Below are 21,804 nucleotides of genomic sequence, written 5' to 3'. Positions count from 1 at the left end.
AAGAATATCATATAGTAAAAGCTATATAATTCCGGGGGTTATGAAATGCTGCGGAGTTTAAAAAAAATATTAGAAAGTGTTCTAAGCAAAGGAATCTATGACATAATAAAGTATTTACTTTTTATTATGATTACTGGGATTACTGGATTACTAACCCACCTTCTTGCTTCTAGTGTAAAATATTTGATACCTTATGCAATTGTAATCGCAATTATTGCTGCAGCAACTGTGGGTTTATTGGGATTACTTGTATATAAACAATATAGTCCTATATACAATGTATATACCAAAACTGACTTTAAATATATATTTCTAGAAAAGGAATGCTTTTATGAATATATAGATATGCACCATATAATATATCAAAAAAAGATCAAACTTAAAATTTTATGTGAAAGTATTGATAGATACTATGATAAGTATAATTGGACTGGTGGAGATAACCTTAAAATTAGTAGTGCTAATAAAGATCATACAATTATATTAACAACTAAAAGAGACTCCTTTCAGCAATTTGAAGTTCATTTTGGTAGGAGCTATAGAAAAGGTGATGTAATAAATTTGCACCTCACTTTTGAATTACAAGATAATGAAAACAAAGCCAATTCAGCCATATCATCAACTATCGTAGAACCAACAAAACACCTCAGGTTAAAAATTAAAATATCAAAAGAATATAGAGAAGGTGTAGCAAATGCTGAAATATTTCCCATTATAGACAGTCGTATAGCATTAGATAAATTTGAAAAAAGTTTTGATAATAATGGTGTAATAGATTGGGAAATTTCAAACCCTCCAATGTTATTAGTTTACTCATTAAGATGGAATATACCAAAATCATAATTTTTTTTAATTTATAGTTATATAGTAACATAAAATGTGGTAATACTATACTATGTACAAAAGTGTATTTTAAATAAAAAACAAAGGGTGATTTGTTATGCACGACTAACTATTTGGGAACGTAAGTATATTTGAATTTATACAAATTATTTACGTTCTCATCATTGTGAGAATCTTTTATGCAAAATAAAAAGTTAATAATATAAGAAAATAAAAAGTTCACACTATGCTCATTATAATACAATTTATCATAAACAGTATCATATAAACTTTTTTAGTTATTGTAGATTAAAATACACTTTTACTATTATTATTAATAATAGTTGCCATATTTTTTATATCTGTTAACATTACAATAATCTCTAATGATAACTTTTTTGCTTTATTAACATTACTTACAGCTTCATGTCTATTTCCAAATTTAATTTTGTCAATTACTAAATGTCCAATTCCGTGCAACTACATATGTGTAAAATCTATTTTATCCCATACAACTTTAATACCATCATCTCTTAATATTATTCATCCATAAAAGTATCCAAATCTATATTTATATTCATCTGTTTTTAGTGGTTGTGTCTGCATACTACTCACCTTACCTTCAAGAAGATTAATTCAATTTAAATGAACTAACTAATAACTACAAGTTTTATTTTTAAATTTTTAAATAGAAACTATTTATTTAAGCATTTATAATAATATGTTAAAATATCATTGTAGAAAGTTGCAGATACTAATCATTTAGGTATACTAAAATATTTAATTTTCAGGAGGTAAATGAATTTGGGCATATTTAGCAATATATTTTCTTCAAATTATAAATCAATTTATACATCCATTAGAAAAGGAAATATAGATGAGATAAAAGATTATTTAAATGAATCTAATAATTCTAATTCCAATTTTCAACTTCAAAGCATACTTCATTATGCAATTGATAATTGCGAAAATAATTATTTTAAAACAATTGAACTTTTAATAAATAGCAATGTTGATATTAATAGTCATCATAGCAAATTTTCAGAAACTCCGTTGCATAGACTTTGTGCAAGAGCAACTCCTCATATTGATATAATAACTATGTTGTTAGAAAAAGGAGCTGAAGTTAATGCAACTAATATATCTGGAAAAACTCCTGTATTTTACTGCAGTTTTAGCTATTCTGTAGAGCTTTTAAATCTTCTTATTAGATATGGAGCAGACATTAATATAAAAGATAAATACGAAAATACACTTCTTCATGATGATTATATAAATTGTCTTGATGAACACTTTGAAGAATTTTTAAAAGTACTTTTAAACTTTGGGTTTGATATAAATTCAAAAAATGCTCTAGGTCTAACTCCCTTAGCTCTTTGCAGAAATGAAAAAATTAATAACATTTTAGTAAAATATGGTGGTATTTAAATAACCTAGTTTTATTTTGAACACAAAAATAGCTGCTGCACTAAATAATGTCTGCAGCAGTTTTTTTACTCAATTGTAAATTTCATCACAACAGGTTTAATCATTTTTTTTCCTGAATCAGAAGAAATTCTTCTATTTATAATTAAGTGATAAGTTTTACCCGACGTATAACTTTTTAAAGGTTTAACTATTAAAGTATCTCTATTCACATCAAATTTCACATTAATATCTACTCTGTTATTAAATTCATCTAGCACATATACATTATCTTTATTAGCTGTATATGCCCCTATATTTTTATTGAATTTTATTTTCCAGGATTTATTTTTATCTACATTATTTTTTTCTTGCATTTGTATTGAATCATCCATGTCTACTTGATCTGTAATTTCATTAATTACTGTTACAACACAGGTATCTTTAAATTTTCCATCATCCGACACTGCATTTATGTAAACTACACCAGGTTTTAATCCTTTCATAATCCTACCATCAAAAGAAATTGCTTCTTGCTTGTCATATTTCCACTTTATTAAATTATCAGAAGCGTTAGATGGTAATACATTTGCAGCTAACAAAGTAGTTTCCCCTATTTTTAAAGTTATTCTATGTTTGTTAAGCTTTACAGCTTTAACAGGTATATTAATAGTACTTAAGTCATATTGTGTATAAGCTCTTGGATACTTTTCTCTATCCCAACCATGATTTTGGGCTAATTTATCGTCAGTTAAGTTATAATAATCATAACATACACGTTTAGGAACATCTGGTATTGGATCATCCCATGTACAATCTAATTGATACCATTTCCCATTCAAATTTACTAAATTCCAAATATGCTTATTCTCACTACTTCCATTTACCCATCCGTAAACAATCTTATTTTCTATGCCTGCCTTATTTAACATTTTACATGCTAAAAGTGCATACCCCTGACATACTGAAGTTCCATCATGTAGTGCATCATAAGCACTATATTTTGCAGCAGTTTCATCATAAGCAACGTTTGCAACTATATAGTCATGTATAGCTTTTTCTTTTTCAGCCTGCGTCATAGAATCTCTTATTATATTCTGAAGTATGGAATCAACCTTCTCATTCACCCAACTTTCCTGATCATTGGTTACTAAATACTCTACAATAAAATCTACATCCACATTTTTATTGTATCCATGAGGGCTTACAGTACAGTTTTTAATAGAGTATGCTTTATAGCTATCAAATGAATCAGTATAGTATTTTATTTTATCTGATATACCATCCAAATCTGAAAGATTTCCTGTATAATGTATTGAAAAATTTGTATCTCCATTAAGAATATTATCTTTAGCTAATTCTTCTACATCTTCTATAGTGCTGCAAGAATTATTATGTAAAAAAGCTATTTTTTTAACTTGATATTTATCATTAGAATTAAAAATATCTTTACTTTTTATAATAGTATTTTCACTATAATATTTTTTACTTAAAACATTTGCTTCAATGTCATAATTATAGTTTCTCATTGTACTTTTTACTTCAGATGCTTGTACAGAAGTAGGCGCAATTATAATAAAAAATATAACTGACATATTGATTAATGATCCTAACCCTTTTTTCACCCACATCACTTCCTTACATAAAAACCAGTTCCTGTATATTATATCATATATTCCCCCTAATTTAGTACAAATATAAAACTCATAATTGAAAATAACTATCTGTTTTTATTGTTAATAATACTTCATAGCAATAAAATAAAATGTATCTAATTTAAATCTGAAATTAGATACATTTTACTTATATTTTCCTTATATAAAAATAGCATTTTAGTTACAATAAATTCTTGTTTTTTATTTCTACATTAAAATCAAAAGCAGCCATAACTATTAAGCTAATTTATTCTAATAAATTAATTACCTATTAGAAAGTCTAATACATTCCATCCAGTTGAAGACTCTGCTTTGTACAATTCCGTATACCCACATCTTTTGCAGCTGATAGTAGTAAACTTTTTATTCTGTACATCAAATATTTTTGCAAAATTCCCCCCTGTTGCTTGAAATTGGTCAGCTTCATATTCCATGCCTCCGCATTTTGGACATATATACTGTTTCTTTTCCATTTTAATCTCCTCCTAAATTTATAAACATGATTGAAAAATAATTAATAGTAATTATATTCTAAAAATAACTTATTGCATCCTTTTTAATAAAAAGGAGCTTCTGTAATCACTATCTATTGATTTATTTGCAAAGCCCTTTGTAACTTTGTAAAATGGTTTTTATTAACCTTTATCACGTATGTAAATATTGTATTATAAAGTTGATGCAACTACAACTTGGATTTACCCCCATATGTAATATTTTTCAACTATAAATTCGTTGTATATAAAATTAACTTTAAATTTCTTCTTTTATCTATATATTTCTAGTACTAGCTTTAGCATTTTTAAACTTTAAGAGCAATAACATAAAAAAACACTTATAGAGATGATTATTTAAAAGCAAGCAGGATAATCTTGACAAAAAATTAATAAAAAAACTAACAAACTCTTTATAAATACTGTCTATTTTAATCTATATAACACATACCGCGTAATACTTATATTAATTATAAAGATAAGATTGATAATTGAGAAAAGAATACGATATTTACTCCATATAGAAAAAATACTAACAAAAATAAGTAATATATTTAAAATAGAACTAAACATTAATACTTTAGTATTTTGTTTAGTTATCATTATTTTAGTTCTTAAATCAGCCATTGTCTGCGACTTAGATGTTATTAACCTATATAAATTTATAACATTAAATACAATTATAAAAAAATATACAATTGTACAAATAACTTGTGCATTAAACATATATTATCATAACCTTTCTTAATAAAATCGCAATAAATAAACTTTATCTTTGTTATCTACAACAAGTCACAAACTGATTCTATCTTTTCTTTAAATGCTCTTTTTCTTCCATCAATATATATATTATCTATTAACCATTTTCCCCATTCTCTATAGTTGTAAGAATACTTCTTAATGAAATAATTAATTAAAGCCTCCGATAATACTGATCCTACAACATAATTATGAATATATACAGGATCAATACTTCTGAAAGTATCAGAGGCCCATATAAACGGATTATTTATCTTAAAACCCAATCTACTATAATGCTTTATATATAATTCTCCTGCTTGACTCATATTCCCCCATAATTCAAATTCAAATAAAGCGCTAATGGCACACCGTGTATTTTCGAGAAGCCCAATTTCAGCAACTTTTTTCTGTTCATATTCGTTCAATAATAACTTTGATGCAATGTTCTCTATAACTACTGCCATTGCTTCGTCATAACTTGCAGGCAATATTTTGTATAATCCTTCTTCCTTGTTGAAATTGTATGCTATAGCATGTCCTATTTCATGAAATAAAGTTGTTAAGCTAAATAAAGAATTAATAGGTTTTACCACTATTCTAATATCACCAGGTGAAACTTCACTTGCAACACCTGAAAAACTATCTTCCATATACCTTATTTGGATTCTGCTATTTATATCATTTAAGCCAAAAATTTCGAATAACTGATTAATAACATTAGTATTCTTGTATGTGTTATCAATTGAACTTATTCTATTCAAATCAGAAAACCAGCTTTCCCAAGTAATATCATATTTTTTGATTAAATCTAATGCTTTTGGTAAATTATCATCTACATATTTATTTAGCAAACGGATTAACTTACTTTTATCTATTTCTTCAGTTGTAAGTACAAGTTCTGGATAAGAAGAAAATCCTAATTGTTTTGCTGAACTGTTTCTTATTTTTATTAAATTTAAAACATAATTTTTCATTCTTAAAGCCATCTCTAATTTATAATTATATCTATTCTTTTTAACTTCGGGTAAAACATCATAGTTAAAATTACTTTTATTATCAATGTAATTTCTTAATTTAGCAACTTTAGGGCTTTTATCAACTAAATCTCTATTCATTATTAAACATGCTACTTTTGATTTTCTATCAATAGGTTTAATTATTTTGTTAAATCTCATTACAATTTTAAATATTTCATTATCTACTCCTGATAGATCATACTTTCCTTCTTCAAAATAATTACACCATTGAAACATTTGGTTATTCCAATATTTATTCATATAAGTATACTCAAATTCTTTAATCATAATTTCCATCTCCCCTATTTAAAATTGCTTACCAATAAATTATAATTCTTTACTCATTATCAATAACTAAATTTGTAATTTATTTATATAGATATTCAAACTTACGTATTTTAATTATAATTAGTAAGATGATTTTTATTTCCAAATTACACTACAAACTACAATTACATTATATTCTGTAATAAATACAATATACATTTTATCATTTACTGCATAAAATCAATTAAATTATTTTAGAATAAGAGGATCTAATGTTCCACGATAAATAATATATCTAAAATAAAAAGAAAGCCAATAAATAAACTGGCTTTCCCTTACTAATATAAATATTGAATTAGTTACTTCTATATCTAAAAAACTGTTCTTAACTTCAACTTGCTTGTTTTAATATTTTAGGGCTGACTATCATATTAGTAACTTCATTTATCTTTTTTGAAGAAAGCATTACAACTATGAGTAATGAGATTAAAACAACAAGTATTTCACTTGTAAATGAACTAATATGATTAAAAAAATTATATTTAACTAATAACTTAACAATAAATCCATGAAATATATATACACTCATAGTTCTTGACCCGAATTTTGTAAAAAATAACTTTTTATTTGGAATTAAAGCTACTATACAAACAGATGCAATCACTGCTAGTACATATACTAACATCTCCGTTATAAATTTAGGACATCCAAATCCATTTAATTGTGAATATGAATAACTTCCATAAAACCATCTATAATCAATTTTGGAATTCATTAAATATATAAATAACCAAATCACTGATAATCCAAATACTGCATACATTTTTTTAATATATACTCTTGCAGCGTAAATATACTCTTTTTTGCAAAAGTACCCCATTAAAAAATACGGAAAAAATGTTATAGTTCTTGATAAGCTCAAATAGTATCCAATATTATCATCATATCCACTTACTATAGATACAACCAATGCTATTAATATTGAATATTTTATTTTAGAGAAATATGGAAGTATTATAGTCCACATAAAAAGTGAAAGAAGATACCACATAACCCAATATGGATAAGCAAAAGTGATTTTAAAATTTTGTGTTTTAAGAACATATATATTAAATATGGAATACAATAGTTGAAAAATAATATATGGTACAATAATTTTATTTATTTTAGGGAAAAACTTTTTAGTATCATTTACATTTTTAGAAAAGTATCCTGAAACAAAAATAAAAAGAGGCATATGAAAAGAATATATAAACATATATAACTCTTTAACATTCTTATATGAACCAATCAATGGTTCTATAACATGTCCCATAACTACCAAAATGATTAATAGCAATTTTAAATTATCAAAATAATAATTTCTGTGTTTTTTTAAATTCATCTTAAACTTCCTTTGCGTAATAATGTTTGTCTATTATTATATAAAAGTATTGTTACAGTATTATGGTATATTAGTTAATTAAGTTTATATTTTTTTAAAATTAAATGAACAATGTGAATAAAAAATGTATATTTACTTATAATATTTAAAGTTCAATAATCCATAGCACGTTTTTGCTTACTATAATTAAATCTAATAAACCCACCCTGTATTATACCTCTTTCTTATAAATAAAGCATTAATTTCATTCGTAAATTAGTTTTACTGATTAAATTCTTTCAATTTATTAGATTTACAGTTTATTCCATGGAATAATGCATTTTGTTTTGAAATAAATATGTTATTATCTATTTCAAAACGAAATAACTGTTGTAATGTATGCCAAATAGCCTTAAAATTAGGTTATTGTAGTTTGTACAAAAACAACAAAGGAGGAATTATTATGTTAAAAATCTTATTAGGAGTTATTGCTGTTTCAGGTATAGTGTTTTTTGCAGTTCTTGTAAAGGATTGCATGAAACATTATAACCAAAATACTCTTGGAAATGAAAGTTTTATTACATCAGGACTTATAGGAGCAGTTGCAAACTTTTTTGATACTTTAGGTATAGGTAGTTTTGCTATAGAAACTTCCCTATTTAAAAACTTTAAACTTGTAGGTGATAAAAAGCTCCCAGGTACATTAAATGTTGGTGCTACAATTCCTACAATAGTTGAAGCATTAATATTTTTAACTGTTGTTCAGGTTGAACCTATAACTTTAGTAAGTATGCTTTTAGCTGCTGTGGCTGGAGCAGTAGTAGGCGCTAGTATCATATCTAAACTTAACGAAAAAGCTGTACAAGCTGCTATGGGTATTGCACTTATTTGTATAGCGCTTTTAATGATTGCAGGTCAATTAAAGCTTTTCCCCGTTGGTGGTGATGCTATAGGATTAACAGGCGGAAAACTTATAATCGGAATCATAGGTAATTTTATATTTGGCGCACTTAATACTTTAGGAATAGGACTTTACGCTCCATGTATGGCATTAGTATTTGCACTTGGAATGAGTCCTAAAGTAGCTTACCCTATAATGATGGCTTCTTGCGCAATATTACTTCCTTTTGCATCTGTTAAATTTGTAAAGGAAGAAGCTCATGCTCCTAAAACTTCTTTAGCTGTTAACATTATGGGTCCAATAGGAGTTTTTATAGCTGCTTATTTTGTTAAATCTCTTCCACTTGATATTTTAAAGTGGATAGTTGTAGCAGTTGTATTGTACACATCATTCATAATGTTTAAATCCTTTAAATCAAACAAAAATGTAGAAGCCACAGATAATTCAGAAGAATCTGCATAATATAAATAGAAGAACACTGATTTCCATCAGTGTTCTTTTATTTATATCTTTTTATGTATACATATCTTAAAATTCACTATTAAATTCTTTAAAAGATCCTCATTACAAAATGCTGAATACCAAGTGAAGTAATTGCTAAAACTACCCAGCATGTAAATCCTAGTAAAATTGGTCTTACACCATTTTTTATAAGTTCTACAATATTAGTATTTAGTCCTACAGATACCATGGCCATTACAATGACAAACTTTCCAGCCTGTGCTAGAAAATTAACAAACATTACTGGCAGAGGAATGAATGTACTAATTACTGATGCAGCTGCAAAACCAAGTACAAACCAAGGAAATATTTTTCCTATACTATAAGATCCTTGTTTGCTTTTAGCCTCTTTTTTAGAAGTATAAATAGCTAAAGCCAGCGTAATTGGAACAATTGCCAATGTTCTTGTAAGTTTTACTATAACCGCAAGATTACCAGCTGCAGTGCTATAAGAATAACCAGCTGCTACTACAGATGAAGTATCGTTAACAGCTGTTCCGGCCCAAAGTCCAAAACATTGATCACTCATACCGAATAAATGACCAAGAAACGGAAATAGAAACGCTGCAACTGCATTAAAAAGAAATATAGTTGATATAGAATGGGCAACTTCTTGTTCACTTGCATCAATAACCGGGGCTGTTGCTGCAATAGCCGAACCACCACATATAGAAGAACCAACGCCAATTAAGGCTGCTGTTTTACCATTTATCTTTAATAACTTACCTACAATATAAGCAGTAATAAATGCTGCTGTTAGTGTAAACATCATTAAAATAATTGTTTGTTTTCCTACTTTAAAAACATTAAAAAGGTTCATGCCAAATCCCATGAAAATAATGGAATACTGAAGCAATTTCTTTGCGGTATAGGTTATACCTTCGTTATAATAGCTTGGCCTTTTCCAAAATGCTAAAATCATACCGAATAAAATTCCAAGCACAGGACTGCCTATAATAGGGAAAGCATTCCCAAGCAGCCATGCCGGAACTGCTATAATTAGTGCAAGTATAATTCCTGGTACCTTATTAATTACTTTTTTCATAATATCTCCTCCTGTTTTTCATAATACACCTTGACGTTATATAAGTAAAATATTATTATTTAATTAATATCATAAGTATATGCTAATGTATAAGGAGAAAATTATGAGTTTAAGACATCTTAAAATATTTGTTGCTGTATGTGACAAAATGAACATGACTAAGGCTTCTGAAATACTTTTTATGTCTCAGTCTGCAGTTAGTCAAGCAATTTCTGAGCTTGAAAAGCACTATGATGTACATCTTTTTGAACGATTATCAAAAAAGCTTTACCTAACCCAGGCAGGAGAAAAGCTGCTAAGCTATGCTAGATACATTATTAAATTAAATACAGAATTAGAAAATGACATGAAAACTTTGTATCAAAATGGTTCTATCCGTATTGGTGCAAGCGTTACTGTTGGAGCTTATGTGCTGCCTAAACTTGTTTCACATTTTCAAAGATCAAATCCCGAAACGGATATAACTGTATATGAAGAAAATACTGAAAAAATTGAAAAAATGCTTCTTCACGATGAAATTGATATAGCACTTGTAGAGGGTGAAACAACAAATTCAGATATTTTAAGTAAACCATTTATGAATGATGAACTGATACTTATTTGCAGCGATAATCACAGATTTGCAAAACTTCCTTATGTGGAATCTTATGAGCTTCAAAAAGAAAAATTTATTATCCGCGAAAAAGGAAGTGGAACTCGTAAAACATTTGAAGATAAAATGACAGAAAATCAATTAACATGGAAACCCACCTGGACATGTAATAATACTGATACTATTAAAATTGCAGTTGCAGAAGGATTAGGAATTTCAGTTATTTCTAGACATTCAGTAAAAAGTGAATTAGCTTCTGGTATCCTTTGTGAAATACCTGTTAAAGGTATTAAATTTAAAAGACAGTTTAAAATCATATATCATAAAAACAAATATTTAACAGAAATTATGAAACGCTTCATAGATTTATCCTTTGATAAAACTATTCAATAATTTTTTAAAAGAATAGCATATAAGTAACAATTCTCACTTTCTCTATAGATTTATAAAAAAGAAGCAGAATCCTCATCACCTGAGATTCTGCTTCTTCACTAGATGGCTACAATCTGTAATACTCTCATCACATACAATAGAAATGACTATCACCCGATTACCTATAACTGTATTTTTTCTTCAAGCTCCTTTATTTTTCTCTGTTCTTCTTCACTTAAACTTAAGATATAATTATTAAATTGTTGATACCATTCTTTTGCATATTCATTTTCCAAACTTAAATCATATATATACTTTGACAAAAGAACAATTTCCATCTTAGATAAGCTTTTAAAATACATAGTGTACTCATCTTCAAATAAACAATCAGCACTTAACATATCAAATAAATCTTCCAAACTCTTAATGTTATTTTTAATTAATTGAATTTTGTTTTCTGTCATAGAACACTCTCGAATTTCTTCACTTAACTTTTTAAATTCAGAGTTTGCCATCTTTTTACCATCAGTATATTGAATTATTTCATCTCCATTTTCCTCATTAAAGGACAAAAATACTGTTTCTAATCTATTTAGTTTTATACTTTCTTTTATTAATGAAGCTATTTTTAACACGGAAATTTTAATATAAGCTGCTAGTGCTTCATTTTTAATATCTAAAATTTCGCAGCATATTTTTGCATATTTTAATAATTCTTTTTGTAATTCTTCTAGAGACAACTTTCCTAACTTACCTTTTATATATTTTCTGTCCAAACTATTAATATTAAGATTATTTAAATCCTTATTACAAATTATTACTCCTAATGAATTAATTAATGCTAATTCAAATATATTTATTAATAGCAAGTCACTATTTTTATCATAGGCTTTTAATAGTTTATTAATTTCACTAATATTAAATTTATTGCAAAACTCATTTTCTAAGTTTAAAGTACTTACATAATTATATATATATTCAATACCTATATAGTTCATATCATCAATATAAAGCTGATAATCTATTGAACCTGGAGTTTCATGAGCTTCAAAAAAACTATTATATTTTTTGAAAAATAATGAAATTCCAGAATCTATAGTATCGTTATATGAATAATTATCAACTTGAAGCTTGCTTTCTTTAATTTCATGCAGCAGTTTCTTGCTGTGTAATATCTTTTTATTAATTAGATCCTGTCCCCTGTTTAACATATCGAACAAGCTAGTATGCTTTAGATCTTCTATTATAAGTTCTTTATTATTAAAGGTTTTTAAATAAATTCCTATGGTATAATCAATGCACTTCAAAATACTTTCAGCTGCCTCTACTCTAACTGAACTACTCTCATCTTTTGTATAATATTTTAGTTTATCCTTTAAAACTTCCATTCTTACATAATAAATATTAGCTAAATCATTATCATTTAAAAGTTTTTTTTGATAACAACTTGCTAAAATATCCTTAAAAAAATCTTCTTCGCTAAAACTATCTCCTATAAAGCAATCATATTTTTCAATACTATTACCGCTTGTCATAACCCATCAATCCTTTTCATTATCAAGATTTGTATAATCTTTAATACCGTTTCTTATATTATCAGCAATTTTATATAATACCGTTCCTTCTAAAAGCTCTAAGGATCCTTGACAATAGTTATCAAATTTTTCCTCCATAATCTCTATTAACTCATCATCACTTATATAATCTAGGGTTTCATTTTTATAATTATAAAAAATTTCCACAAGTTGATTTATAGTATCACCATAATTATATTGTGATATATATGGTGAATCGCAAAAAGCTGTAATAATTTTACTTATAATTTGACCATTAAACTCTATTCTTCCACTTTTCTCAAGTGCCGTATTTCTAGTATTAATAATTTCTTTAACATCTTCCTCTAAAAGCTTTAACCCATATTCACTTGTAAATTCATTACACTTAATTATGTCATTAAAAACTTGTTTTCCTAGTGAATTGCTTTGAAATATATCAATAGAATTTTTCACTTTTAAAACTTCCTTTCAAAAAAAGTATTGACTTTTATTTTAAAATATGTTACAATTAAAATGATATGGTGTTTATTTATATATTGTAACATCTGTATGCTTTTTTGTCAATGCATTCCATGCAATTAGAAATCTAAATTTCTCAACTAATATAAGTTCAATTACACAACTCTTTAAATCTAAATCGATCCTTTTGTATGTCATTTTCTAGACCAACCTTATTAGTATTTTAATATCATCAATTAAAAAAAATACATGTTTTATTTCTAACTTTCCTTTTAGTTACTATAGTACTTTTAGGTGCCTTCTATCTTTTTTAATTATATTGTTGTATATTAATAGTATAAATACTTAATATATACAATTAAAATGAGGTGTAAAAATGAAAGTATTACTTATTAATGGTAGTCCTAAAGATAAAGGCTGTACCTATACAGCTTTAACTGAAATTGCTAAAGAATTAGAAAAGGAAAATATTGAAGCTGAAATCTTCCACGTTGAAAACAAGCCAATTCGCGGCTGTATGGGTTGTGGAGGCTGTTCTAAAACTGATGGTATGTGTGTATTTAATGATGATACTGTAAATATTGCCTTAGAAAAAGCTAAAAAAGCTGATGCTTTTATCTTTGGTTCTCCTGTACATTATGCCAGTGCTTCTGGTCAAATAACTCCTTTTTTAGATAGGTTTTTCACTGCTGGAAACTGCTTTCAATATAAACCTGGTGCTGCAATTGTAAGTTGCCGCCGTAGTGGTGCAACAGCAGCTTTTGAACAATTAAATAAGTATTTTACTATTTCAAATATGCCTATTGTATCTTCTCAATATTGGAACATGGTTCATGGTAATACTCCAGAAGAGGTAAAACAAGATTTAGAGGGAATGCAAACCATGAGAACACTAGGTAAAAACATGGCCTGGCTTTTAAAATCTATTCAAGCTGGTAAAGAAACAGGAGTTCAACTGCCAGAAAAAGAACCAAAAGCAGTTACTAGTTTTATACGTTAAAATCAATAAAGCCAAGAAGAACTACATTTATAATAATAAAAACTGAAGTCTCAAATTTAGTGAGGCTCCAGCTTTTTTTACTTTGCAAAACTAAAATAATTTTTATTGCTATTTGTCCATATACTTTTTTAATATCACCATACTATATTTATTAAGTATTAATTCAAGTACATTTTATTTGTGATAAATTATTTACTACTAATTTAAGTCATTGCTACGAATAACACAGCTTATTAGCAAACTATTTTAATTTGAAGAAAAAATTATTCAGAATTTAAATTTTCAACTTACTAAAGTTTTAATTTACTTATGAGAATTTACTAATCTATTTAATGTATCTGTAAGTTCTGTAACCTGCTGTAAATTTGCAGTAACTTCTTCAATTGCAGCAGACTGCTGTTCTGTAGTTTCTAATGTAGCAGTAGAAGATTCCGTAGTTTTATCTACTGATTTTTGTATTTTACCTGTTAGATTTGATATTTTTAAAGCTGTTTCCTTAGAATTTTGAGACAAATTTCCTATTTCTTTTGCAACTACACCAAAACCTCTTCCTGCTTCTCCCGCTCTTGCTGCCTCTATGGATGCATTTAATCCAAGCATTTTAGTTTGATCTGCTATACTTTTTATTGAATCAAGTATTGTGTTAATTTCCATAGATACATCTTTTACATTAATTATTTCTTCACTTAAAGTATGCTGGTTATTAGTAACATTAACTGCAGATGCTGATAATTCTTCCATAGTAGCTGAAATTTGATTAAAATTATCTGAAAGCACCTGAGACATATTTTTAATTTTCAACTCTTCATATCCTATTTTAGATAATGCATTAGCAATAACATATAAAACTTCTGCAGCTGCATTTACACTTTTCTCAGTAGTAATTTTTATCTTATTTACTGCTTCAACATACCCATCTTCATTAACTCCAATTTCATTTGCTGTTTGTCTATATTTTGATTCATTTTGTTTAGAAGTTAATATTTGTCCGCCTAAAATTGTTCCTATTTGTCTGCCTTCTACTATTATAGGTGCAGCAAAATCAACTAATCCTGCATGACAAGTATAAACACATGGTCTTCCTGTTCTTGCTGCTTCTTCACCGCCTCTTTTATGTGATTTAGCACATCTATCATTACCAATCTTAGTTGATTGGGTAAACTTCATACAAAAATCTGTATAAGAACTTGGCTTAGTTACTGGATTTCCATTAATATCTACAGTTATACTAGCAATGTCCATACTTTCTGCAAAATTATCTTGAAATTTTTGAAGTAAATCAACATTAATAACATCCTTTACCTCTATTAAATTTAAGTCAACATCATTACCATTAATCATTTTTATCATAAATAACTCCTCCAAAATATAATAAATTCAAATTATCTAATTAAGCTTGATAAATTATATATATTTCTAAATGTGGACATGTTCCTTAATCTATTTATTTCATATTTATACATAACTTAATAAATTTACTTATTTATTATAACAATATGCACTGACCATATTCTGACCATTTTTTATATTTTACTACATATCTTAATATTATTTCCTCTGATTTTTACCTATTGTAATTATTTTTCTCATTATGTTACAATATAAAATATTAATTTTATACTAGAACTTTTGTACATTTTGTCGCAATATGCTTGCAATTCTTCAATATGGGATTTATGATTATGTATGAATTCAAATTGTAATAATAAATTAAATTGTACATTATGATAAGATTTTCTCATTAGTATAAGAATTTTAGATTATATTAAAGATTTTCAATTTAAAACTATTCATTATATTAGGAGTAACTTTAAAATTTAGCATAATTACAATATGTCAATACTATTTAATAAAACAACAAAAACAGGTGAAGAGTATGGATAATTTTAACAATGAAGAAGAATACTTAGAATTAATTAAAAAATATAAATTGACTACGGAAAATACAGTTGAATGCATATGGTTATTCGATTTAGCAAGCAACTGTTTTAAATATATAAGTCCTTCTATTTTTAATTTAAGAGGATTAACTGTAGAAGAATCATTAAAAGAAAAGCCTGAAGATTGTCTTACTCCTGAATCACTAAAAAAATTAAAATCTCATTGTATAAATATGTTATATCAATTTTTAGATGGAGCTAGAAGTGAAAATATCCTTCCGAATGTTGACGTCTATGATCAATATTGCAAAGATGGCACAATTAAAAAAGTAAAAATCACAACTAATCTTATATTTAATAAATCAGAAAATAATTTAAGTATTTTAGGTATAACAAGAGATATAAGTTACATGGAAAATCCTAATAACAAAGTTGATTATAAATTACAAACTCCATTTAGTAATGTTCACAGCCTTTTAAAAATCTATAAAGCTCGTATATACTGCTTTGGTAAATTACTAGTTTATGGAAATAACAGTAATTCTCCTGTGAAGTGGCGCACAAAAAAATCTGAAGAACTATTTGCATATTTACTACAGAACCGTGAGCAAGAAATTTCTAAATGGGAAATCTGCGATACTCTTTGGCCAGAATGCAGTCCTGATAAAGTTAACAATCGATTACATACTACATTATATAAGATGAAGCAAACTCTAAATTCATGTAATATAAACTTTGATATTAAATTTATAAATGGTTGTTATTGGTTTTCTATTATTGATGTATATATTGATACTGTAGAATTTCATTCTATTTTAAGTTGTGACATTAATATAACTGAGAATACTATAAAAAAGTATAAGAAGGCATTTTTACTATATAAAAACCCTTATCTTGAGGGTAACGATTTTGCCTGGTTATTCTACCAAAGAGAACTGTATTCTATAGAATACCACAAATTAGCAAAAAAATTAATAGATTACTATATGAAAACAAATAATTATAGTGATGCTAAAAGAATTATTTTTAATATTTTAAAAATATATCCTTTAGATGAGTATACAAATAAAATGTGTTTAAAATTATATTTTAATATGAATGATAGAGCATCATTTATTAAGCAGTATAAAACAGTAGAACGGCTATACAAAACTGAATTAGGAATTAAGTTAAGTTCCGCTACGAAAGAGTTATATGATACTATATTGAACAGTTAACAATTATAAATTACATTTACAAAAAAAACATGGAACATAAATAGTTTGATACAAATTCAAACCTATTTATGTTCCTATTTAGCCTATGATTTCTATTTAAGCATATATTCTTTTATTGATTTGTTCCTTAAACTTTCTAATTATTTTTTTATTTACATATGCAATCCCATTTTTTGCATTGTTCTATCCTTTTTCCATCATCACCCTGCTTTTTATCATATGAAAACTGATTAAGCAAATCGCAGGGAAAATCACTACATTTTCCACAATGTAAAAATTCCTTGCTTTCGCAACAAGATTTTATTGGACAACTCTTACCCCAAAAAGGTTTATCAATATGTACACAACCTTTACAATTAACTTGTTCTCTATATTTACATTCTGAGCATAAAATACCACATCTTGATTCTATCATTTTTTAATCCCCCAATTATAAATAAAAATTTTTTGAAGCTTCAATATCACTAACAGCTATAAGTGGACATACAAATTTCATTTAAATCTCTCCTTTGTGTTATGCTCATAATCTGTAGAATCAATTATACAAAAAGACACCATCTAACACCAAACTTATCAATAAAATCTGTACACAATGGACTAAAATCACAAGGACCTAACGGAAATAGAATCTCACTACCTTCTTTAAGTATCTCATAAGCCTTTTTAATCATATCCTCATTTCCTTTGCCATAATGAAAGCAAAACTGCATTGTGTTGCCTGTAATCCTTTTATCCATGCTATCCTTCGCCTCAGCTACCGCTAAGGTATGGCCACAAACATCAAGTTCTGAATGATAAAATGTGTCGTCAGAATTTTTTACGTTAAAACCCAAGGTGGCATTAAAAGCTTTTAAATACAATTCTACAGCCTCTCCACTCCCTTTTACATAAATTTGCATCATTGCCCTTTTCATACTGTACCTCCTTCGCCATATATAAATAATTTTCTATTTAAATTCCTCTTGCAGTATTTATTGTACATCAATATTTAAATGGTTCATTGTAAAAATCGGACATGTTTCTAAAAAATGAATTAGGAGAAACACCGCATATTTGCTCAAAATCATGAATAAAATGTGATTGATCAAAATAATTCAGGACTTGAGCTATATTTGAACAATTCTTATAATCAAATTTTTTAAATATGTTAATTGAATGATTTACCCTTACAAGTCTTGAAAACATTTTAGGATTTATCCCAATATACTCATTAAACAGCCTATTTAAATGTCGTTCACTTATATATTCATCTAATGCCAATTCCTTCACTTGCAATATTCCATTTGAACACTTAATTCTCTTTAAAACAGAATCTATAACTGCATGCTGTTTGTTATTTTTCTCTACTGCTTTCAAAAAAATCATGTCAGCCCTTGAAACCATATCATCTATATCATTTGAATTTTCTATAGCATGAATTAATGCACAGAATAAGTACTTGTCTACTTCATCTACTTCTGTTTGAATGTCACATAATTCTGATTGTTTTATTCCAGTAATAGCATGTAATCCACCAGGTACAAACTCAATAAAGAATCTTATCTTTTTAAAGTTCACATCATTTTTTACTATAACTGTTTTTGTTGTTGAACCCCAAAGTCTTAATGAAAAATCATTGTTTTCATAAGTATATATGATACAACCACTGCAGTCAGGTATTAAAGTTAAATCATTAATATTATCACTGCACTTTGCCGTTTCCTTTGGGTTTGGAAATAATATAGTATAGTGTGCAATATATTTTCTAAGCAGAGGATGAGGAGCTATGTATATATAGTTAGGTGTTTCTTTTATTTTTAAATGCTTCTTTACTAAAATATCATTAAAAAACAAATTCTATTCCTCCCACACAAATATATTGATAATTATAGTATAGTTATATACGTCATCAGATAAATTTTCCCAATTAATAATTTGAATTTAGTTGTACATAATACATTTGGAGGTGTTTTTATGAAAAAGAATAATCCAAATAAAAATGACAGAATATTAAATTCATCATCAACATCACAATCTCGTGGAATATCAACTTCTTCCAATATAACTATTGAATCTGCAAGTGCATCCGAAGATGACAAAAACTCATTATTTCCTAATTTTCCTGAAGAAAAAGAATGGGCTTCTAAAACTACTGAAACTGTAACTGATTACACTGAATAAGATTTATTTTTCAGGGAAGCTTATAAACTTCCCTAAATATTATACAATTAGAAAAGTGAAGGTATTAGCAATGGTAGCGATCGAATAAATACATAAGCTAAAAATATACAAACGCCTCAGCCATATCTCCAAAATATGAATTCATTATAGCATTATTTACTTTTTTATGGAATATTTTTTCTCCAAAAAATTACCTTTATTGTGGTCCCCTCTCCAACCTTGCTTTCTATATCAATCCTAGCATTATGAATTTTAGCAATTTCAGCACATAAAGAAAGTCCAAGTCCTACACCATTATTAGCCCTTGCTCTGGATTTGTCCACCATAAAAAATGGTTCTATTACCTTTGCTATGTCCTCTTCTGGAATACCAATTCCACTATCTTTAACTTCTAGTATTATATTAGAACTACTATCTTTATACACTTTTAAGTATATTTTATCACCAATTTTAGATGCTTTAATAGCATTATCAATAAAATTGGTTATCATTACCATTATTAACTCTTTATCCATTAATAAATTTAAATCTTCATTCGAAATTTCTAAATGAATATTTTTCTCCTCTAATTTCGGCTGTAGAGAATTTTTAATTTCAATTAGCAATTCAGAAGTATTTTCACTTTTCTTTTTAAAATCTTCTTTTCTCAAAACTATTAAATCCATTAATTTGAAAGCTAACTTTTCCAATCTCTTTCCTTCGCTATATATGTAGCTTAATGAATTTATAAAAGTTTCTTCATCATACTTAGTAGTTCTAAGGAAATCAGCATATCCTATTATAGAAGTCAATGGAGTTCTGAGTTCATGAGCCAAATTATCAATAAATCTCTGTTTGTCATTTGAAGCCATTTTGAGTTCTCCTATTTTATCCTCTATAACATCTGCCATATCATTGAAATTTTTTGATAATAATCCAACTTCATCATCTGATATTACCTTTACTCTTTCACTAAAGTTTCCAGCAGCTATTTTTTGAGTGGTTCTAATTAATTTATTTATAGGATTTACTATAAATTTACTTAATGCTATAGTTACTGCAGCTAAAATTATACATACGAATATATTTAATTTTAAAAGAAGATTTAACAAGTATTTCTTATTTTTATAGACACTTGAAACATCCTTAACATAAGAAATTTTATAGTAATTATTATCTAAATTTATTTTTTTAGTTATGAACAAATAACTTTTTTCATTGATATCACGTATTATATATTTCACTTTATTAAGCTGAACATTAAGTTCATCTCTTTTATCTGATATATTCATGCTTAAATTAGTAAAAATAATTTTATTGTTATTATCTATTACCTCAATATATATATCCTGTTTTCCAAAATTATTTAAATATGTACTAATCATTGAATCTATACTTTGTTTATCAAGCTCAGTCTTGTAAGAATTAGACTCTTTTTGAATTTTAAATAAAAATAAATTTGATTCTACAAAGGAACAAAATCTCTTTTGCTCACTTATTCCAGAATTAATTTCTGTATTAAGATTTAGTTTAAAATTGCTGTTAATTAAATATATTGATGAAGGAACAAAAAATATTTCAAATATAACCAAGGTGCATAAAAATATCTTCTCCCAAAATTTCATTTAACCCTCCAGCCTGTATCCTAATTTAAATACAGTTTTAATCTTATCCTTCCACTTAAGCTTTTTTCTCAATTTTTGTATATGGTTATCTATAGTTCTGGTTTCTCCAACATAGTCATATCCCCAAATTTTTTCTATTAATTTTTCTCTGGTCAATACAACATTTTTATTTTGTACTAAAAACACTAATAATTCAAATTCCTTTAAAGTAAGCTCTACAGCTTCACCTGCTTGTCTAGCTGTCATTTCTTCTAAATTTATTTCTACATCTTCAAAATTTATTACATTATTGTTTTTATTATAATGTCTAAGAACATTATCAATTCTAGCTAATAATTCAATACCTTCAAAAGGTTTTGTTATATAATCATCTGCTCCAGCTCTAAGACCATATACCTTATCTGTAACAGAAGTTTTAGCAGTTAAAAATATAACTGGAATTCCTAGAGGCTTTATCTTTTCAAGTAGCGTAAAGCCATCAATTTTAGGAAGCATAACATCTAAAAGAATTAAATCAAAACTGCTATTTTCAATTTCTTTTAGAGCTTCTTCTCCATTTAAAGCTGTTTTACACTCATAATTTGCCATATTTAAATTCAGCTTTATTAAGTTTGCTATTGGAACTTCATCCTCAACAACTAATATTTTTATCATGGTTTGTTTGTCTCTCCTATTCATATCTGCAATTTTACTTTTTTGAGCTTTTTATTTCTTAGTTTTGTAATAAGCTATTATTTAACTTAGGTGAAAATAATCAG

The 21,804-nt window shown here is 26.8% G+C and carries 22 protein-coding genes; 7 read left to right on the top strand and 15 right to left on the bottom strand.

The window, feature by feature from the left end; translation table 11 throughout:
* Window positions 1-45: 45 nt before the first annotated feature.
* Window positions 46-843: a hypothetical protein gene (locus HBE96_RS07925; RefSeq protein WP_169297225.1), complete on the top strand. Its 798-nt coding sequence runs from the start codon at window positions 46-48 to the stop codon at window positions 841-843.
* A gap of 288 nt (window positions 844-1,131) precedes the next feature.
* Here the strand turns inward: HBE96_RS07925 and HBE96_RS07920 are convergent, their stop codons facing one another.
* Entirely contained in the window at window positions 1,132-1,302 is a 171-nt protein-coding gene (locus HBE96_RS07920) for a hypothetical protein (protein WP_169297224.1), read from the bottom strand.
* Between the two features lie 324 nt (window positions 1,303-1,626).
* Between HBE96_RS07920 and HBE96_RS07915 the strand changes: the two genes are divergently transcribed.
* Window positions 1,627-2,250: an ankyrin repeat domain-containing protein gene (locus tag HBE96_RS07915; protein WP_243186863.1), complete on the top strand. Its 624-nt coding sequence runs from the start codon at window positions 1,627-1,629 to the stop codon at window positions 2,248-2,250.
* A 65-nt stretch (window positions 2,251-2,315) separates the two neighbouring features.
* On the opposite strand, the gene HBE96_RS07910 is transcribed toward HBE96_RS07915, so the two are convergent.
* From HBE96_RS07910 to HBE96_RS07895, 4 genes are all read right to left on the bottom strand, one after another.
* Window positions 2,316-3,857 (bottom strand): transglutaminase domain-containing protein, encoded by a 1,542-nt coding sequence (locus tag HBE96_RS07910; protein ID WP_169297442.1) that lies wholly within the window; start codon window positions 3,855-3,857, stop codon window positions 2,316-2,318.
* Window positions 3,858-4,141: 284 nt separating this feature from the next.
* The gene (locus tag HBE96_RS07905) at window positions 4,142-4,354 is read right to left on the bottom strand and encodes a zinc ribbon domain-containing protein (protein ID WP_169297222.1); all 213 of its coding nucleotides are present in this window, start codon (window positions 4,352-4,354) and stop codon (window positions 4,142-4,144) included.
* Window positions 4,355-5,154: 800 nt separating this feature from the next.
* Entirely contained in the window at window positions 5,155-6,417 is a 1,263-nt protein-coding gene (locus HBE96_RS07900) for a gluzincin family metallopeptidase (protein ID WP_169297221.1), read from the bottom strand.
* 370 nt (window positions 6,418-6,787) lie between these two features.
* Window positions 6,788-7,780 (bottom strand): acyltransferase family protein, encoded by a 993-nt coding sequence (locus tag HBE96_RS07895; RefSeq protein ID WP_169297220.1) that lies wholly within the window; start codon window positions 7,778-7,780, stop codon window positions 6,788-6,790.
* Window positions 7,781-8,222: 442 nt separating this feature from the next.
* Between HBE96_RS07895 and HBE96_RS07890 the strand changes: the two genes are divergently transcribed.
* Window positions 8,223-9,122: a TSUP family transporter gene (locus HBE96_RS07890; protein WP_169297219.1), complete on the top strand. Its 900-nt coding sequence runs from the start codon at window positions 8,223-8,225 to the stop codon at window positions 9,120-9,122.
* Between the two features lie 88 nt (window positions 9,123-9,210).
* On the opposite strand, the gene HBE96_RS07885 is transcribed toward HBE96_RS07890, so the two are convergent.
* Window positions 9,211-10,206 (bottom strand): YeiH family protein, encoded by a 996-nt coding sequence (locus tag HBE96_RS07885; protein WP_169297218.1) that lies wholly within the window; start codon window positions 10,204-10,206, stop codon window positions 9,211-9,213.
* A 103-nt stretch (window positions 10,207-10,309) separates the two neighbouring features.
* Between HBE96_RS07885 and HBE96_RS07880 the strand changes: the two genes are divergently transcribed.
* The gene (locus tag HBE96_RS07880; protein ID WP_169297217.1) at window positions 10,310-11,191 is read left to right on the top strand and encodes a LysR family transcriptional regulator; all 882 of its coding nucleotides are present in this window, start codon (window positions 10,310-10,312) and stop codon (window positions 11,189-11,191) included.
* A gap of 161 nt (window positions 11,192-11,352) precedes the next feature.
* Here HBE96_RS07880 and HBE96_RS07875 read toward each other — a convergent pair whose 3' ends face one another.
* The 3 genes from HBE96_RS07875 to HBE96_RS26645 form a co-directional block, all read right to left on the bottom strand.
* Window positions 11,353-12,705: a DUF6179 domain-containing protein gene (locus HBE96_RS07875; protein ID WP_169297216.1), complete on the bottom strand. Its 1,353-nt coding sequence runs from the start codon at window positions 12,703-12,705 to the stop codon at window positions 11,353-11,355.
* A gap of 6 nt (window positions 12,706-12,711) precedes the next feature.
* Entirely contained in the window at window positions 12,712-13,179 is a 468-nt protein-coding gene (locus tag HBE96_RS07870) for a DUF6323 family protein (RefSeq protein ID WP_169297215.1), read from the bottom strand.
* Window positions 13,180-13,251: 72 nt separating this feature from the next.
* On the bottom strand, window positions 13,252-13,383 hold the full coding sequence (locus tag HBE96_RS26645; protein WP_281064335.1) for a hypothetical protein: 132 nt from the start codon (window positions 13,381-13,383) through the stop codon (window positions 13,252-13,254).
* A gap of 178 nt (window positions 13,384-13,561) precedes the next feature.
* On the opposite strand from HBE96_RS26645, the gene HBE96_RS07865 reads away from it, so the two are divergent.
* The gene (locus HBE96_RS07865) at window positions 13,562-14,185 is read left to right on the top strand and encodes a flavodoxin family protein (RefSeq protein WP_169297214.1); all 624 of its coding nucleotides are present in this window, start codon (window positions 13,562-13,564) and stop codon (window positions 14,183-14,185) included.
* A gap of 303 nt (window positions 14,186-14,488) precedes the next feature.
* On the opposite strand, the gene HBE96_RS07860 is transcribed toward HBE96_RS07865, so the two are convergent.
* Window positions 14,489-15,535 (bottom strand): PocR ligand-binding domain-containing protein, encoded by a 1,047-nt coding sequence (locus HBE96_RS07860; RefSeq protein ID WP_169297213.1) that lies wholly within the window; start codon window positions 15,533-15,535, stop codon window positions 14,489-14,491.
* A gap of 526 nt (window positions 15,536-16,061) precedes the next feature.
* On the opposite strand from HBE96_RS07860, the gene HBE96_RS07855 reads away from it, so the two are divergent.
* Complete coding sequence (locus HBE96_RS07855; RefSeq protein WP_169297212.1) at window positions 16,062-17,282, top strand: BTAD domain-containing putative transcriptional regulator; 1,221 nt, start codon at window positions 16,062-16,064, stop codon at window positions 17,280-17,282.
* A 148-nt stretch (window positions 17,283-17,430) separates the two neighbouring features.
* On the opposite strand, the gene HBE96_RS07850 is transcribed toward HBE96_RS07855, so the two are convergent.
* The 3 genes from HBE96_RS07850 to HBE96_RS07840 form a co-directional block, all read right to left on the bottom strand.
* Window positions 17,431-17,697: a DUF3795 domain-containing protein gene (locus HBE96_RS07850; RefSeq protein ID WP_169297211.1), complete on the bottom strand. Its 267-nt coding sequence runs from the start codon at window positions 17,695-17,697 to the stop codon at window positions 17,431-17,433.
* A 124-nt stretch (window positions 17,698-17,821) separates the two neighbouring features.
* Entirely contained in the window at window positions 17,822-18,196 is a 375-nt protein-coding gene (locus HBE96_RS07845) for a VOC family protein (RefSeq protein WP_169297210.1), read from the bottom strand.
* Between the two features lie 67 nt (window positions 18,197-18,263).
* The gene (locus tag HBE96_RS07840; protein ID WP_169297209.1) at window positions 18,264-19,115 is read right to left on the bottom strand and encodes a helix-turn-helix domain-containing protein; all 852 of its coding nucleotides are present in this window, start codon (window positions 19,113-19,115) and stop codon (window positions 18,264-18,266) included.
* A 120-nt stretch (window positions 19,116-19,235) separates the two neighbouring features.
* On the opposite strand from HBE96_RS07840, the gene HBE96_RS07835 reads away from it, so the two are divergent.
* Window positions 19,236-19,442: a hypothetical protein gene (locus HBE96_RS07835; RefSeq protein ID WP_169297208.1), complete on the top strand. Its 207-nt coding sequence runs from the start codon at window positions 19,236-19,238 to the stop codon at window positions 19,440-19,442.
* 164 nt (window positions 19,443-19,606) lie between these two features.
* Here the strand turns inward: HBE96_RS07835 and HBE96_RS07830 are convergent, their stop codons facing one another.
* Together HBE96_RS07830 and HBE96_RS07825 are read right to left on the bottom strand one after the other, a co-directional pair.
* Window positions 19,607-21,046, bottom strand: coding sequence for a HAMP domain-containing sensor histidine kinase (locus HBE96_RS07830; RefSeq protein ID WP_169297207.1), 1,440 nt, complete (start codon window positions 21,044-21,046; stop codon window positions 19,607-19,609).
* The gene (locus HBE96_RS07825; RefSeq protein ID WP_169297206.1) at window positions 21,047-21,700 is read right to left on the bottom strand and encodes a response regulator transcription factor; all 654 of its coding nucleotides are present in this window, start codon (window positions 21,698-21,700) and stop codon (window positions 21,047-21,049) included. It lies immediately after the preceding gene.
* Between the last annotated feature and the right edge of the window lie 104 nt (window positions 21,701-21,804).

Source organism: Clostridium muellerianum (assembly GCF_012926525.1).
Classification (GTDB): domain Bacteria; phylum Bacillota; class Clostridia; order Clostridiales; family Clostridiaceae; genus Clostridium_AM; species Clostridium_AM muellerianum.
This window is presented reverse-complemented; position numbering and strand designations above follow the sequence as displayed.

What these genes read in the sequence shown, in the direction of transcription:
- HBE96_RS07925 (WP_169297225.1), top strand. Translation starts at nt 46, where the DNA reads ATGCTGCGGAGTTTAAAAAAAATATTAGAAAGTGTTCTAAGCAAAGGA.
- HBE96_RS07910 (WP_169297442.1), bottom strand. Translation starts at nt 3,857, where the DNA reads ATGTGGGTGAAAAAAGGGTTAGGATCATTAATCAATATGTCAGTTATA.
- HBE96_RS07905 (WP_169297222.1), bottom strand. Translation starts at nt 4,354, where the DNA reads ATGGAAAAGAAACAGTATATATGTCCAAAATGCGGAGGCATGGAATAT.
- HBE96_RS07900 (WP_169297221.1), bottom strand. Translation starts at nt 6,417, where the DNA reads ATGATTAAAGAATTTGAGTATACTTATATGAATAAATATTGGAATAAC.
- HBE96_RS07895 (WP_169297220.1), bottom strand. Translation starts at nt 7,780, where the DNA reads ATGAATTTAAAAAAACACAGAAATTATTATTTTGATAATTTAAAATTG.
- HBE96_RS07890 (WP_169297219.1), top strand. Translation starts at nt 8,223, where the DNA reads ATGTTAAAAATCTTATTAGGAGTTATTGCTGTTTCAGGTATAGTGTTT.
- HBE96_RS07885 (WP_169297218.1), bottom strand. Translation starts at nt 10,206, where the DNA reads ATGAAAAAAGTAATTAATAAGGTACCAGGAATTATACTTGCACTAATT.
- HBE96_RS07880 (WP_169297217.1), top strand. Translation starts at nt 10,310, where the DNA reads ATGAGTTTAAGACATCTTAAAATATTTGTTGCTGTATGTGACAAAATG.
- HBE96_RS07875 (WP_169297216.1), bottom strand. Translation starts at nt 12,705, where the DNA reads ATGACAAGCGGTAATAGTATTGAAAAATATGATTGCTTTATAGGAGAT.
- HBE96_RS26645 (WP_281064335.1), bottom strand. Translation starts at nt 13,383, where the DNA reads ATGACATACAAAAGGATCGATTTAGATTTAAAGAGTTGTGTAATTGAA.
- HBE96_RS07865 (WP_169297214.1), top strand. Translation starts at nt 13,562, where the DNA reads ATGAAAGTATTACTTATTAATGGTAGTCCTAAAGATAAAGGCTGTACC.
- HBE96_RS07860 (WP_169297213.1), bottom strand. Translation starts at nt 15,535, where the DNA reads ATGATAAAAATGATTAATGGTAATGATGTTGACTTAAATTTAATAGAG.
- HBE96_RS07855 (WP_169297212.1), top strand. Translation starts at nt 16,062, where the DNA reads ATGGATAATTTTAACAATGAAGAAGAATACTTAGAATTAATTAAAAAA.
- HBE96_RS07850 (WP_169297211.1), bottom strand. Translation starts at nt 17,697, where the DNA reads ATGATAGAATCAAGATGTGGTATTTTATGCTCAGAATGTAAATATAGA.
- HBE96_RS07845 (WP_169297210.1), bottom strand. Translation starts at nt 18,196, where the DNA reads ATGAAAAGGGCAATGATGCAAATTTATGTAAAAGGGAGTGGAGAGGCT.
- HBE96_RS07835 (WP_169297208.1), top strand. Translation starts at nt 19,236, where the DNA reads ATGAAAAAGAATAATCCAAATAAAAATGACAGAATATTAAATTCATCA.
- HBE96_RS07830 (WP_169297207.1), bottom strand. Translation starts at nt 21,046, where the DNA reads ATGAAATTTTGGGAGAAGATATTTTTATGCACCTTGGTTATATTTGAA.
- HBE96_RS07825 (WP_169297206.1), bottom strand. Translation starts at nt 21,700, where the DNA reads ATGATAAAAATATTAGTTGTTGAGGATGAAGTTCCAATAGCAAACTTA.